Annotated in this window: 16 protein-coding genes; 13 read left to right on the forward strand and 3 right to left on the reverse strand. The window is 75.6% G+C overall.

All coding sequences use genetic code 11. The features are described 5' to 3' along the window. Nucleotides 1-2: 2 nt before the first annotated feature. On the forward strand, nt 3-371 hold the full coding sequence (locus ACIGHB_RS05630) for a holo-ACP synthase (protein ID WP_360309122.1): 369 nt from the start codon (nt 3-5) through the stop codon (nt 369-371). Between the two features lie 125 nt (nt 372-496). Here the strand turns inward: ACIGHB_RS05630 and ACIGHB_RS05635 are convergent, their stop codons facing one another. Both ACIGHB_RS05635 and ACIGHB_RS05640 read right to left on the reverse strand, forming a co-directional pair. Continuing rightward, nucleotides 497-2,062, reverse strand: coding sequence for a hypothetical protein (locus ACIGHB_RS05635; RefSeq protein WP_399909753.1), 1,566 nt, complete (start codon nt 2,060-2,062; stop codon nt 497-499). After that, nucleotides 2,059-2,628 carry a hypothetical protein gene (locus ACIGHB_RS05640; protein WP_399909755.1) on the reverse strand — a complete coding sequence of 190 codons (570 nt, stop codon included), beginning with the start codon at nt 2,626-2,628 and terminating at the stop codon, nt 2,059-2,061. The genes ACIGHB_RS05635 and ACIGHB_RS05640 overlap by 4 nt, the downstream gene beginning before the upstream one ends. A 217-nt stretch (nt 2,629-2,845) precedes the next feature. Between ACIGHB_RS05640 and ACIGHB_RS05645 the strand changes: the two genes are divergently transcribed. The 5 genes from ACIGHB_RS05645 (at nt 2,846) to ACIGHB_RS05665 (ending at nt 7,550) form a co-directional block, all read left to right on the forward strand. Beyond that, on the forward strand, nt 2,846-4,297 hold the full coding sequence (locus ACIGHB_RS05645) for an NAD(P)H-hydrate dehydratase (protein WP_399909757.1): 1,452 nt from the start codon (nt 2,846-2,848) through the stop codon (nt 4,295-4,297). Nucleotides 4,298-4,462: 165 nt separating this feature from the next. After that, a complete protein-coding gene (alr, locus tag ACIGHB_RS05650; protein ID WP_399909759.1) occupies nt 4,463-5,614 on the forward strand; it encodes an alanine racemase in 1,152 nt (383 codons plus the stop codon). A 6-nt stretch (nt 5,615-5,620) separates the two neighbouring features. After that, nucleotides 5,621-6,757: an alpha/beta hydrolase gene (locus tag ACIGHB_RS05655; RefSeq protein ID WP_360308939.1), complete on the forward strand. Its 1,137-nt coding sequence runs from the start codon at nt 5,621-5,623 to the stop codon at nt 6,755-6,757. A 10-nt stretch (nt 6,758-6,767) separates the two neighbouring features. Beyond that, nucleotides 6,768-7,268 (forward strand): tRNA (adenosine(37)-N6)-threonylcarbamoyltransferase complex ATPase subunit type 1 TsaE, encoded by a 501-nt coding sequence (gene tsaE / locus ACIGHB_RS05660; protein WP_360308936.1) that lies wholly within the window; start codon nt 6,768-6,770, stop codon nt 7,266-7,268. A gap of 111 nt (nt 7,269-7,379) precedes the next feature. Next, nucleotides 7,380-7,550: a hypothetical protein gene (locus ACIGHB_RS05665; protein WP_399909762.1), complete on the forward strand. Its 171-nt coding sequence runs from the start codon at nt 7,380-7,382 to the stop codon at nt 7,548-7,550. A gap of 145 nt (nt 7,551-7,695) precedes the next feature. Here the strand turns inward: ACIGHB_RS05665 and ACIGHB_RS05670 are convergent, their stop codons facing one another. Beyond that, the gene (locus tag ACIGHB_RS05670; RefSeq protein WP_360308930.1) at nt 7,696-8,262 is read right to left on the reverse strand and encodes a L,D-transpeptidase; all 567 of its coding nucleotides are present in this window, start codon (nt 8,260-8,262) and stop codon (nt 7,696-7,698) included. A gap of 120 nt (nt 8,263-8,382) precedes the next feature. On the opposite strand from ACIGHB_RS05670, the gene tsaB reads away from it, so the two are divergent. The 7 genes from tsaB to ACIGHB_RS05705 all read left to right on the forward strand — a co-directional run bounded on the left by tsaB (nt 8,383) and on the right by ACIGHB_RS05705 (nt 13,611). Further along, nucleotides 8,383-9,042: a tRNA (adenosine(37)-N6)-threonylcarbamoyltransferase complex dimerization subunit type 1 TsaB gene (gene tsaB, locus ACIGHB_RS05675; protein ID WP_399909764.1), complete on the forward strand. Its 660-nt coding sequence runs from the start codon at nt 8,383-8,385 to the stop codon at nt 9,040-9,042. Nucleotides 9,043-9,095: 53 nt separating this feature from the next. Beyond that, nucleotides 9,096-9,557 carry a ribosomal protein S18-alanine N-acetyltransferase gene (gene rimI, locus ACIGHB_RS05680; RefSeq protein ID WP_360309120.1) on the forward strand — a complete coding sequence of 154 codons (462 nt, stop codon included), beginning with the start codon at nt 9,096-9,098 and terminating at the stop codon, nt 9,555-9,557. Continuing rightward, a complete protein-coding gene (gene tsaD / locus ACIGHB_RS05685) occupies nt 9,557-10,672 on the forward strand; it encodes a tRNA (adenosine(37)-N6)-threonylcarbamoyltransferase complex transferase subunit TsaD (protein WP_399909767.1) in 1,116 nt (371 codons plus the stop codon). Before rimI ends, tsaD begins: the two co-directional genes overlap by 1 nt. Further along, complete coding sequence (locus ACIGHB_RS05690) at nt 10,669-10,929, forward strand: hypothetical protein (RefSeq protein ID WP_388866453.1); 261 nt, start codon at nt 10,669-10,671, stop codon at nt 10,927-10,929. Before tsaD ends, ACIGHB_RS05690 begins: the two co-directional genes overlap by 4 nt. 86 nt (nt 10,930-11,015) lie before the next feature. Further along, nucleotides 11,016-11,852 (forward strand): polysaccharide deacetylase family protein, encoded by an 837-nt coding sequence (locus ACIGHB_RS05695; protein ID WP_360308918.1) that lies wholly within the window; start codon nt 11,016-11,018, stop codon nt 11,850-11,852. 96 nt (nt 11,853-11,948) lie between these two features. Further along, on the forward strand, nt 11,949-12,314 hold the full coding sequence (locus tag ACIGHB_RS05700) for a YciI family protein (RefSeq protein ID WP_360308915.1): 366 nt from the start codon (nt 11,949-11,951) through the stop codon (nt 12,312-12,314). Between the two features lie 64 nt (nt 12,315-12,378). Continuing rightward, a complete protein-coding gene (locus tag ACIGHB_RS05705; protein WP_399910450.1) occupies nt 12,379-13,611 on the forward strand; it encodes an RNA polymerase sigma factor in 1,233 nt (410 codons plus the stop codon). The last annotated feature ends 2 nt before the right edge of the window (nt 13,612-13,613 follow it).

Raw genomic sequence — 13,613 nt, forward strand, 5'->3', positions numbered from 1 at the left:
AGATGATCATCGGGGTGGGGATCGACGTGGCGGAGATCGACCGGTTCGCCGCGTCGCTGGAGCGGACGCCGGCGCTGCTCGACCGGCTGTTCGTGACGGAGGAGCTGCTTCTGCCGAGCGGGGAGCGGCGCGGTCCCGCCTCCCTCGCGGTGCGCTTCGCGGCCAAGGAGGCGCTGGCGAAGGCGCTCGGTGCGCCGGGCAACCTGCTCTGGACGGACGCCGAGGTGTACGTCGAGTCCACCGGCCGGCCCCGGCTGCGGGTGCGCGGCACGGTGGCGGCCCGCGCCGCCGAGCTGGGCGTGCGGCACTGGCACGTGTCGCTGAGCCATGACGCGGGGGTGGCATCGGCGGTGGTGATCGCCGAGGGCTGAGCCGTACGGGTACGAGAGCGGGGCCCGGCCGCGGGGAGGCGGTACCGGGCCCCGTTCCGTGCCGCGCGCGGCTGCCAGGGCCGGCGGTGATCGCGAGTGCCGCGCGCGGGGTCTTCGGGGGTCTCCTAGAAGGCGGGTTCCTCCTCGGTGCGCTGCCGGCGGCGGGCGAGGGCGACGGCGGCGCCGCCGAGGGCGGCGAAGCTCGCCGCCGCGAGGGTGAGGGTGAGGGTCCGGCCGCCGGTGGAGGCGAGGGCGGAGCCGGTGGTCGAGCCGGTGGTGACCGGGTCGGAGCCGGCCGCCTGGAGGGAGCCGCCGCCGCCCGAGCCGGTGCCGCTGCCCGAGCCGGTGCCGCCGCCGGTGCCTGAGCCGCTGCCCGAGCCGGTGCCCGAGTCGCTGTCCGAGTCGGTGTCGGTGTCGGTGCCCGTGCCCGTCGTCGCGTCGGGAGCGGTGGGGCCGGTGCCGGTGGGGTCCGGTTCCGCGGTGTCCGTCGGCGCGGGGGTACCCGTAGGGGTGTCCGTCGGGGTCGGGGTCGGGGCCGGGTCGGTGGTGTCCGTCGGGGTGGGGGAGGCCGTGCCCGTGGGCTCGCCGGTCGGTTCACCCGTCGGTACGCCCGTGGGCGTGTCCGTCGCCGTCGGGGTCGGCTCGCCCGTGGGTGTCGGGGTCGGTTCCGGGGTCGGCTCCGGGGGTGTCCTCCGGACCGTCTGGGTGACCGCCCCGCCCGCCACCGTGTAGACCGTGTGGTCCTCGGGGTCCAGCGCGAGGGCCGCCGGGCGTTCGCCGGTCGGGATCGTCTCGGTGACCTCGCCCTTCGCCGGGTCGACGACGGCCACCGACGAGCTGCCGGTCTGCGCCGCGTAGAGGGTGGTGGTGCCGGGGTCGTACGCGAGCGCCTTCGGGTTGCCGGGGACCGGGAGCGTGCCGGTGACCCGTTCGGCGGCGAGGTCCACGACCGAGACCGTGCCGGCGGCCAGGTTGGCGACGTAGCCGGTGCGGGTGGCCGGGTCGACGGTGACGCCCATGGAGCCGAGGGCGGTGGAGCCGAGGCTGACGCTGCCGGTGAGGCGGCCGGTGGCGCCGTCGACCGCGTTGAGGACGTTCTTGTAGACGACCGAGCCGTTCTCGACGGCGCCGCCGACATACGTGGCGTACCCGGTGTGCCGGGTGGTGTCCACGGCGAGCCCGGCCGGGTGGAACGGCAGGACGACGGGGTCGCCGACGGGCGCGCCGGTGGCCGTGTCGTACACGGTCACCGACTTCGCGGCCTGGTTGCCGACGTACAGCCGGCCCTGGGCGGGGTCGGCGGCGAGGAGGGTGACGCTGCCGGTGACCGGGATCCGGTCGTCGGTGAGGGTGCGGGTCGCCGGGTCGAAGACGGCGATCCGGGTGGAGAGGCCGAGGTGGAGCCTGCCGCCCGGGCCGAGCGCGAGGACGGTCGCCGGGGCGGGCAGCGGGACCGGGTCGCCGACGGCGGCGCCGGTGGCCGTGTCGTACACGGTGAGGTGGTGGGAGCCGCCGTCGCTGCTGCTCACGTAGAGGCGGTCGGCGGCCGGGTCGACCTCGGCGTCCAGGGCGGCCCCGGCGGGCGGGGTGATCGTGCGGAGCGTCTCGTGGTGCGGGCCGGCCGGGGCGGGGGCCGCCGCCGCGCCCGTGAGGGCGAGCGCGGCGGCGGCCGTCAGAAGGGCTGTTCTCACTGGAACGTGACCGGGACGTAGACGTCGTACTTACGGTCGGAGCTGTCGAAGTGGTCGGCGCGGGTGACGATCGCGCAGGTCACGCCGGACTGGCCGCAGGTGACGGTGGAGGAGAGCTGGGCCTTGACGTGGATCTGGACGGAGAAGGAGCCGAGGCCGCCGGACTCGGTGAACGGGGAGGAGTTGGACGGGGACATCCAGTACCAGTCGCTGTTCACCCAGTGGGAGGCGCCGGTCGTGCCGGTCTCGTCCTGGCCGCCGAGGCAGGGCGTCGGCTTGCTGTTCCAGGTGGAGGGGTCGGCCGTGTTCACGCCCGCCGGTATCGCGCACAGGCCGACGTAGACGCCCTGGTCGGGGTTGTAGCCGGAGCCGGTGACGGTGACGTTGGTGCCGGTCGCCGCGGCGGTGCTCGGGGCGGTGAGGGAGAGCGTGTAGCTGCGGGTCCCGTCGGTGACGGTGCGGCCGGCGGTGGCGGCCGAGGCGGAGGAGGCGAGCCCGAGGGTGAGGGCGCTCGCGGAGGCGAGGGCGAGGGCGGAGGTGAGGGCGGTACGGGTGCGGGTGCGCATGGCGGAGCCGACCTTCCGGGGCAGGGCTGGTTAGGTAAGGCAAACCTAAATTGATCGTCGACGGGGCGTCAACCCGCGCTTTTCGGCCGCCTCTTGGGGGCCGCCCCCGCCCGGCCCTCCCGCCCGGCCCTCCCGGCGGGCCTCTCCCCGTGGGGCCCGGGAACCGCCCGCCCGGCCCTCCCGGCGGGCGCCCCGCACCTGCGGCAGACTGCTGACCATGCGTACCGCTCACCACGTGGAGACCGTCCGGGCCGCCGAGGCCGAGCTGATGGCCCGTCTGCCCGAAGGCGCGCTGATGCAGCGGGCCGCCGCCGGACTCGCCGCCGCCTGCTGCTCCCTGCTCGGCAGGGGCCGGGTGTACGGATCCCGGGTCGTCCTGCTCGTCGGCAGCGGCGACAACGGCGGCGACGCCCTCTACGCCGGCGCCCGGCTGGCCCGGCGCGGCGCCGCGGTCACCGCCGTGCTGCTCGGCGCCCGCGCCCACGGAGCCGGACTCGCCGCGCTCCGGGCGGCCGGCGGGCGCGTCACCGAGGACCCGTACGAGGCGCTGGCCGCCGCCGACCTTGTCCTCGACGGCATCACCGGCATCGGCGGGCAGGGCGGACTGCGCCCCGAGGCCGTGCCCGTCGCCCGCGCCGCGCGCGGCTCCGACGCGGTCGTCGTCGCCGTCGACCTGCCCTCCGGCGTCGACGCCGACACCGGAGAGGTCACCGGGGAGGCCCTGCGCGCCGACGCCACCATCACCTTCGGCACGTACAAGCCGGGACTGCTCGTCGACCCCGCACGTGAGTACGCGGGCGCGCTGCGCCTGGTGGACATCGGGCTCGCCGCCACCCTCCCGTCCGTGCCCGACGCCGAGGCGCTCCAGCACCAGGACGTGGCCCGGCTGCTGCCCGTGCCCGGCGCGGAGAGCGACAAGTACCGGCGGGGCGTCCTCGGGGTCGTCGCCGGCTCCGCCCGCTATCCCGGCGCCGCCGTCCTCGCCGTCGCGGGCGCGCTGCGCGGCGGCGCCGGGGCCGTCCGGTACGTGGGCCCCGCCCGCGAGGCGGTGATCGCCGCCCACCCGGAGACCCTGGTGCACTCGGGTCCGCCGGACAAGGCGGGACGCGTCCAGGCGTGGGTCGTCGGGCCCGGCCTCGGCGACGGGCCGGGCGCGGAGGTCGCCGTCGCCGAGGTCCTCGACTCCGACGTGCCCGTCCTCGTCGACGCGGACGGGCTGCGCGCCCTCGAACCGGAGGCCGTGCGGGCGCGCACCGCGCCCACCCTGCTCACCCCGCACGCCGGCGAGGCGGCCGCCCTGCTCGGCACCGACCGGGCGGCCGTGGAGGCCGGCCGGCTCGCCGCCGTCCGCGAACTCGCCGGCCGCTACGGCGCCACGGTCCTCCTCAAGGGCTCCACCACCCTGGTCTGCGGCCCCGGCGGCACCGGCCCGGTGCGGGTCAACCCGACCGGCACCCCCTGGCTCGCCACCGCAGGCTCCGGCGACGTCCTCTCCGGCCTGGCCGGCTCCCTCCTCGCCGGCGGACTCGGCCCGGTCGACGCCGCCTCCTGCGCCGCCTACCTGCACGGCCTCGCCGCCCGCCGGGCCGCGGGCGGCACCGGCCCGATCACCGCGACCGAGGTCGCCGCCGCGCTCCGCGCCGCCTGGCAGGACGTCAGGGAGCCCTAGGGCGTGTCTGACAATTCCCGTCGGGACCGGCCCGGCCCTCCCCGCCAGGACCGGCCCGTGGGTGCCGCCGGCCGGTCCCCGCGACACGCCGGGGCCCGCGAGGGTGACCGGGGCTACGGCCGGGGGGCGCGGCCCGGACTCCGGTCACCTGAGAGACTGGGCGCGATGACTGAGACAGCACCGCCGCCCAGCCGAGCCCGCGCCGAGATCGACCTCGGGGCGCTGCGCGCCAACGTCCGCGCGCTGCGCGCCCGCGTCGCGCCCCACGTCCGGGTCATGGCCGTGGTCAAGGCCGACGCGTACGGACACGGCGCCGTGCGCTGCGCCCGCGCCGCCCTCGACGCGGGCGCGACCTGGCTCGGCACGGCCACCCCGCAGGAGGCGCTGGCCCTGCGCGCCGCCGGGATCACCGACGTGCCCGTGCTGTGCTGGCTGTGGACCCCCGGCGACCCGTGGGACGCCGGCGTCGAGGCCGGTCTCGACATCGCGGTCAGCGGCCGGTGGGCCCTCGACGAGGTCACCGCCGCAGCCCGCCGCACCGGCGGCACGGCCCGTATCCAGCTCAAGGCCGACACCGGCCTCGGCCGCAACGGCTGCCAGCCCGCCGACTGGCCCGCGCTCGTCACCGAGGCGCTGCGGGCCGAGAAGGAGGGGCTGGTCAGGATCACCGGCCTCTGGTCCCACTTCGCCTGCGCGGACGAGCCCGGCCACCCCTCGATCGCCGCCCAGCTCGACGTCTTCCGCTCGATGCTCGACTACGCGGAGAAGGCCGGCGTCGAGCCCGAGGTCCGGCACATCGCCAACTCGCCCGCCACGCTCACCCTGCCCGAGGCCCACTTCGACCTGGTCCGGCCCGGCATCGCGATGTACGGCGTCTCGCCCGCGCCCGAACTGGGCACCTCCGCCGAGCTGGGGCTGCGCCCGGTGATGGCGCTGAAGGCGAGCGTCGCCCTGGTGAAGGAGGTCCCGCCCGGCCACGGCGTCTCCTACGGGCACCACTACGTCACCGGCGGCGAGACCACCCTCGGCCTGATCCCCGTGGGCTACGCCGACGGCGTCCCCCGGCACGCCTCGGGCCGCGGCCCCGTCCTCGTCGACGGGAAGGTCCGCACGGTCGCCGGGCGGGTCGCCATGGACCAGTTCGTGGTGGACCTCGGCGGCGACCGGCCCGCGCCCGGCACCGAGGCCGTCCTCTTCGGCTCCGGCGAGCACGGCGAACCGACGGCCCAGGACTGGGCGGAGGCCGCCGACACCATCGCGTACGAGATCGTCACCCGGATCGGCGCCCGCGTGCCGCGCGTCTACGTGGGGGAGTAGCCCGCCATGGGGGAGGGGAGCGCGGGGAGCGGCTGGCGGCGCGCGGGCTTCGCCGGCGCGGCGCTGGGCGTGCTGGCCGCCGGCGCGGCGGCCGGAGTGGCGGTCGAACGGCTCACGGTGGGCCGCTCGGTACGCCGGAAGGCCCGGCTCGCGCTCGACGCCACCGGCCCGTACGGCACCCTCCGCGGCACCCCTGGCCGCGCCCTCGCGGACGACGGCACCGCCCTCGCGTACGAGGTCGACGAGGTCGGGGGTTCCCCCGTCACCGTCGTGTTCTCCCACGGCTTCTGCCTCGGCCAGGACTCCTGGCACTACCAGCGCGCCGCCCTGCGCGGCCGGGTGCGGACCGTCTTCTGGGACCAGCGCGGGCACGGCCGCTCCGCCCGCGGCGCCTCCCAGACGGGACCCGACGGGGTGCCCGTCACCATCGACCGGCTCGGCCGCGACCTGCGGGCCGTCATCGACGCCGCCGCGCCCGAGGGGCCGCTCGTCCTCGTCGGGCACTCGATGGGCGGGATGACGGTGATGGCGCTGGCGGAGCGGTACCCGGAGCTGGTCAGGGACCGGGTCGCCGGCGTCGCCCTGGTCGGCACCTCCTCCGGCCGCCTGGAGGAGGTCTCGTACGGGCTGCCGCTCTCCGGCGTCAACGCGGTCCGCCGGGTCCTGCCCGGGGTGCTGCGGGCCCTGGGCTCCCAGGCCGAGCTGGTCGAGAGGGGCCGCCGGGCCACCGCCGACCTCTTCGCCGGGCTGGTGAAGAAGTACTCCTTCGCCTCGCCGGACGTCGATCCGGCCGTCGTCCGCTTCGCCGAGCGGATGATCGAGTCGACCCCCGTCGACGTGGTCGCCGAGTTCTACCCGGCCTTCGGCGAACACGACAAGCGGCTCGCCCTCGCCGCCTTCCGGGACCTGCCGGTGCTGGCCCTCGCCGGGGACCGGGACCTCGTCACGCCCGCCTCGCACACCGAGGCGATAGCCGCCGAGCTGCCCGGCGCCGATCTCGTCGTCGTCCCCGACGCCGGCCACCTGGTGATGCTGGAGCGCCCGGAGGCCGTCGACGAGGCGCTCGCCGGCCTCCTGGCCAGGGCCGGGGCGGAGACCGGGGCCGTGGCGCCGGGCGCGGGAGCGGGGCCCGGGAACGGATAGGTTGGCGGGTATGGAAGCAGCGCACCCGTCCGTCTCCGGCGCCACCCTCTCCGTCGACTCCCCCGCGCGGATGCAGGAGCTCGGCCGCCGGCTCGCGAAACTCCTCCGCCCCGGCGACCTCGTCATGCTCACCGGCGAGCTGGGCGCGGGGAAGACCACCATGACCCGCGGCCTCGGCGAGGGCCTGGGCGTCCGCGGCGCGGTCACCTCGCCGACCTTCGTCATCGCCCGCGTCCACCCGTCGCTCGTCGACGGCCCCGCCCTGGTGCACGTGGACGCCTACCGGCTCGGCGGCGGACTCGACGAGATGGAGGACCTGGACCTCGACGTCTCGCTGCCCGAGTCCGTGGTGGTCGTGGAGTGGGGCGACGGCAAGGTCGAGGAGCTGACCGACGACCGGCTGCACGTGCTCATCCACCGCGTCACCGGCGACACCGACGACGACCGGCGCACGGTCGTGCTGCGCGGGATCGGCGGACGGTGGGCCGACGAGGACCTCGCGCTGCTCTGAACCTCACGTAGCTTCCGACAGCATGTCGGGAAAATGTTGCGCCGCCGCTCCGGACCGTGGTGACATGGAGGCACGAGCTGGTTAGGTGTACCTAACCTACGGGAGGCATGCATGGCGACGCAGATGCCGGAGCGCGACGACCGCACCGCCGAGGAGCGCGTCTCGATGAGCGAGCTGCTGGCCGCCTGCGCCGCGGCCAGCGCCGTATCGACCCCGCCGGGACGCGAGCACCCGCCCGTGGAGGCGGAGCGGGAAGAGGAACTCAGGGACGAGGCCGCGTAACCCGTACGGGGGTCGCGCCCCGGTACCGGGATGACCCTCCCGGGCGGCGCGCGCCGGCACCGGGACGACCCGCGGGCGTCGCGCGCCGGTACCGGGATGACCCTCCCGGGCGTCGCGCAGGCGTCCTCCGTGGACGTCCTCCGGCTCAGGGGACGACGACGACCTTCGCGCCGATCGACGCGAAGGTCCACATCGCGTCGCCGTCCGCCCGCTTCATCCGGACGCCGCCGGTCTTCCTCGACCGGTCCGGCGACGGCATCGAGCCGTCCACCGCCGCGCTGAAGCCGACCGTCACGTCCTGCACGGTCGCGAAGCGGACCACGTGCTCGATCTGCACCCCGTCCGAGCCGGTCACCGAACCCGACCGCGAGGTCACCGCGTACGCGCCGGGCTCCGGGCTCACCGTGCTCGGCGCCACCGGGAACGTGCGGATCGCCTTGTTCTTCCCGTCGACCAGCCACACCCGGCGGTCCTTCAGCGCGTACACCACCCGCTCGCCCGTCCCCGAGGCCGCCGGCACCGCCAGCGGGTTCTTCGAGGGCTTCTTCGCCCCGGCAGACGCCGAGGCCGAGGGGGCGACCGTGCCGGGCGCCTTCGGCGGCTCCGCGAGGTCGGCCGGCACGCTCGCCGACGCCTGGTAGGCGAGGAAGGCGACCACGGCGACGGCCGCCGCGGTGAGCCCGGCCACGAATCCCGAGCTGCTCCTAGCCACCGTCTCCACCTCTTCGTACGTACGTGCCGAGCCTGACGAGCTGTCCGCCCGACGGTAGCAGCCGGGCACCCGGAGGGCCGCGCGCCGCAGCGCCCGCTCGTGGCGCCGTAGGCTGTTCGCGTGCTGTTGCTCGCCATGGATACCGCCACCCCCGCCGTCACCGTCGCCCTCCACGACGGCACGGCCGTCGTCGCCGAGTCGACCTCCGTCGACGCCCGCCGCCACGGGGAGCTGCTGCTCCCCGCCGTCGACCGGGTCCTGAAGGAGGCCGGGACCGCGCTCGACGCGGTGACCGGCATCGTCGTCGGGGTCGGCCCGGGCCCCTACACCGGCCTCCGGGTCGGGCTCGTCACCGCCGTCGCCTTCTCCTCCGCCCTCGGCGGGGTGCCCGTGCACGGCCTGTGCACCCTCGACGGCCTCGCGTACGCCTCCGGCCTCGAAGGGCCCTTCGCCGTGGCGACGGACGCCCGCCGCAAGGAGGTCTACTGGGCGCGGTACGACGACGCCCGCACCCGGGTCACCGACGCCTCCGTCGACCGGCCCGCCGACATCGCCGCCGAGCTGGCCGGGCTGCCGGTCGTCGGCGCGGGCGCCCTGCTCTACCCGGACGCCTTCCCCGACGCCCGCGGCCCCGAGCACCAGTCGGCCGCCGCGCTCGCCGCCCTCGCGGCCGAGCGGATCGCGGCCGGTGGCGAGGGCTTCCTCGACCCGCTGCCGATGTACCTGCGGCGCCCCGACGCCCAGGTGCCGAAGAACTACAAGGTGGTCACCCCCCAGTGAGCGGGGAAGCGGTGACCGGGGAAGCGGTGACCGGCGGGGCCGTCCTGCGCGAGATGCGCTGGTGGGACCTGCCGGAGGTGCTCGCCCTGGAGGCGGACCTCTTCCCCGAGGACGCCTGGTCGGAGGGGATGTTCTGGTCCGAGCTGGCGCACGCGCGCGGGCCCCGGGCCACCCGCAGGTACGTCGTCGCCGAGACCCCCTCGGGCCGGCTGGCGGGGTACGCGGGCCTGGCCGCGGCCGGCGGGCTCGGCGACGTCCAGACCATCGCCGTCGCCCGCGAGCAGTGGGGCACCGGGCTCGGCGCCCGGCTCCTCACCGACCTCCTCCAGCACGCCACCGCCTTCGAGTGCGACGAGATCCTCCTCGAAGTGCGCGTGGACAACACCCGGGCACAGAAGCTGTACGAGCGCTTCGGCTTCGAGCCCATCGGCTTCCGGCGCGGCTACTACCAGCCGGGCAACATCGACGCGCTCGTGATGCGACTGACCGTTCAAGGAACTGGGACCGATATCTGATGGCTGCTGACGAACCACTGGTCCTCGGCATCGAGACCTCCTGCGACGAGACCGGCGTCGGCATCGTCCACGGCACCACCCTGCTCGCCGACGCCGTGGCCTCCAGCGTCGACACCCACGCCCGCTTCGGCGGCGTCGTGCCCGAGATCGCCTCCCGGGCCCACCTGGAGGCGATGGTCCCGACGATCGAGCGGGCCCTGAAGACCGCCGGCGTCTCCGCGAAGGACCTCGACGGCATCGCCGTCACCGCGGGCCCCGGACTCGCGGGCGCCCTGCTCGTCGGCGTCTCCGCCGCCAAGGCGTACGCCTACGCGCTGGGCAAGCCGCTCTACGGCGTCAACCACCTGGCCTCGCACATCTGCGTCGACCAGCTGGAGCACGGCAAGCTGCCCGAGCCGACGATGGCCCTCCTCGTCTCCGGCGGGCACTCCTCGCTGCTGCTCTCCGCCGACATCACCTCCGACGTGCGGCCGCTGGGCGCCACCATCGACGACGCCGCCGGCGAGGCGTTCGACAAGATCGCCCGCGTCCTCGACCTGGGCTTCCCCGGCGGACCCGTCATCGACCGGCTCGCCCGGGAGGGCGACCCGGCCGCCATCGCGTTCCCGCGCGGCCTGAGCGGCGCCAAGGACCCGGCGTACGACTTCTCCTTCTCCGGTCTGAAGACCGCCGTGGCCCGCTGGATCGAGGCGAAGCGGGCGGCCGGCGAGGAGGTGCCGGTCCGGGACGTGGCCGCCTCCTTCCAGGAGGCCGTCGTCGACGTCCTCACCCGCAAGGCCGTTCGGGCCTGCAAGGACGAGGGCGTCGACCACCTGATGATCGGCGGCGGCGTCGCCGCCAACTCCCGGCTCCGCGCCCTCGCGGAGGAGCGCTGCGAGCGGGCCGGGATCCGGCTCCGGGTGCCCCGGCCGGGACTCTGCACCGACAACGGCGCGATGGTCGCCGCGCTCGGCGCCGAGATGGTCGCCCGCAACCGGGCCGCCTCCGACCTGGAGCTGTCGGCGGACTCCTCGCTGCCGGTGACGGACCCGCACGTGCCCGGCGCCCACGCGCACGCCCACGCCCACGACCACGACCACGTGCACGAGATCAGCAAGGAGAACCTGTACTCGTGAGGGTCACGCTCATGTGGGAGGCCCGCGCCGTGCAGGGCCGGGGTCCCGAGCTCCTGGAGTGGGCGCGGGCGCGGGCCCGGGTCCTGGCGCGCGAGCCGCTGCGCCGCGAGGTCTTCCGGGCCCCCCAGGACCGGGTCCTCGTCCTCACCTGGTGGGAGGCGGACGCCCTCGACGCCGAGCTGCCGGAGCTGCCCGAGCCGGACGCCGAGCTGATCACCCGGCCGGTCCACCGCTGGCGCTTCGAATCGGTGGAATAGCCGGTCCGTTCGACCACCTCCGTCCGGCTGTCTGATTTGTTCGACGGTCGGGCAACCTTTCGAGCCGTACGGGCATCCCACAGCCCGTGAAGAAGCAGATCGCGGTGTGGGCGGCGCTGACCGCCGTGACGCTCCTGGTGACGGGCTGCACGGCCGAGGCCCCGGCCGCCGCCCCGGCCCCGGCGCCGTCCCCGACGAAGGCCGCCGCCCCGGAGCCGGCCCGCGCCCCCGAGGCCGCGCGGGCCGCCGCGTACCGGAAATGGGGCCTGAAGCCCTTCCCCGCGCCGCCCGCCCCGCCCGCCGTCAAGCCGGTGAAGCGGGCGCCCGGCGGCCCGGTCCCGGTGATCAGCGAGATACCCACCCGGGACAAGGTCGTCTTCCTCACCATCGACGACGGGGCCGAGAAGGACCCCGCCTTCGTGCGGATGATGGACGAGCTCGACGTCCCCTTCACCATGTTCCTCACCGACTCGGTGATCAGCGGGAACTACGGCTACTTCGACCCGCTCGTCCGGCAGGGCCACGGCGTCGCCAACCACACCCTCACCCACCCGAACCTGCGCACCCTCTCCCCGGAGGCCCAGCGCCGCGAGATATGCGGCCAGCAGGAGAAGCTGCGCGCGCGGTACGGCACCGCCCCGCGCCTCTTCCGCCCGCCCTTCGGCAACTGGAACGAGGCGACCCGCGCGGCGGCCGGGAGCTGCGGCGTCGACGCGATCGTCCTCTGGCGCGAGTCCATGCAGATCACGAACATGCAGTACCAGCGCGGCGACCGGAAGCTCCACCCCGGCGACATCGTCCTCGCTCACTTCCGCGGCCCCGCCGAGCTCAAGGGCCGCACGATGACCGAGATGACGGCGACGATGCTCCGCAGGATCCGGGAGCAGGGCTTCACGGTGGCGCGCCTGGAGGACTACGTCTGAGATTTCTCCGGCGCGGTGTCGATGCGGGCCCGGCCCGTTCGACGTAGAGGTGTAGGGCGGGGAACGTCCCCGCCGCCGCACCACCGAGGAGTCACCATGCCCCGCTTCCTCTCCCTCGTCCGCATCGAGGAGAACACCATCGACATGGAGAGCGCCGACGCCGGCTTCGAGCAGCGCATGGGCGCCCTCTTCGAGGAGATCACCAAGGCAGGCGCCATGGTGGACACCGCCGGTCTCAAGCCGACCGCCGAGTCCACCCGCATCACCTGGGAGGGCGGGAAGCTGTCCTTCACCGACGGGCCCTTCACCGAGACCAAGGAGGTCGTCGGCGGCTACGCGATGCTCCAGTGCAAGGACATGGCCGAGGCCGTCGAGTGGGGCAAGCGGTTCCTCGCCGTGCACCCGCCGCACTGGAAGGTCGGCCTGGAGGTCCGCGAGGTCGAGGAGATGCCGGAAGGCTGAACCGCGCCGTGCTCTCATGTGAACCGTGACGACGGTGGAGAGCACGCTGGAGACGGTCTTCCGGATGGAGTCGGCGCGGATCATGGCCACCGTGGCGCGGATCGTCCGGGACGTCGGCATCGCGGAGGAACTCGCCCAGGACGCCCTCGTCGCCGCACTCGAACAGTGGCGGCGCGAGGGCGTCCCGGACAACCCGGGCGCCTGGCTCACGGCCACTGCCAAGCACCGTGCCGTCGACCTCGTCCGGCGCCGCGAGACCTACGCGCGCAAGCTCGCCGAGGTCGGCCGGACGCTGCCGGAGGAGTCGTACGACCCCGAGCCCTCCGGCCCCGGCGACATCGACGACGACGTGCTCCGGCTCGTTTTCACCACCTGCCACCCGGTGCTCTCCGCCGAGGCCCGGGCGGCGCTCACCCTGCGGCTGGTCGGTGGGCTGCGGACCGACGAGATCGCCCGCGCCTTCCTCGTCCCGGAGGCGACCGTCGCCGCCCGGATCACCCGCGCCAAGAGGGCGCTCGCGAAGGCGGGCGTGGAGTTCGAGGTGCCGTACGGGGCGGAGCGGGCCGCCCGGCTCGGCTCCGTCCTGGAGGTCGTCTACCTGGTCTTCAACGAGGGGTACGCGGCCACCGCGGGGGACGACCTGCTGCGGCCCGGCCTCTGCGAGGACGCGCTCCGGCTGGCCCGCGGCCTCGCCGCCCTGATGCCCGGCGAGAGCGAGGTGCACGGCCTCGCCGCCCTCCTCGAACTCCAGGCGTCCCGGGTCCCCGCCCGGACCGGACCCGGCGGGCGGCCCGTGCTCCTCGCCGAGCAGGACCGGGGGCGCTGGAACCGGCTCCTCGTGCGGCGCGGTTTCGACGCGCTCGCCCGGGCCTGGGGGTCCCCCCGGACCGAGTCCGGGGGAGGGCGCTCGTACGGCCCCTACGCCCTCCAGGCCGCGATCGCCGCCTGCCACGCGCGGGCCGGGTCCTACGCGGAGACGGACTGGGCGGTGATCGCCGGGCTGTACGGGCGGCTGATGGAGCTGGCCCCGTCGCCGGTGGTCGAGCTGAACCGGGCGGTGGCCGTGTCGATGGCCGAGGGGCCGGCCGCCGCGCTCCCGCTCGTCGACGCGCTCGCCGCCGAACCGGCCCTGGAGCGCTACCACTTGCTGCCGAGCGTCCGCGGCGACCTGCTGGCCCGGCTGGGGCGCGCGGACGAGGCACGGGCGGAGTTCGCGCGGGCCGCGGAGCTGACGCGGAACGAGCGCGAGCGGGCGTTGCTGCGGGGCCGCGCAAGGGAGTTGGAGGGCGGGGCCTAGGC

The sequence above is a fragment of the Streptomyces sp. NPDC085460 genome, from assembly GCF_044541975.1.
Lineage (GTDB): Bacteria > Actinomycetota > Actinomycetes > Streptomycetales > Streptomycetaceae > Streptomyces.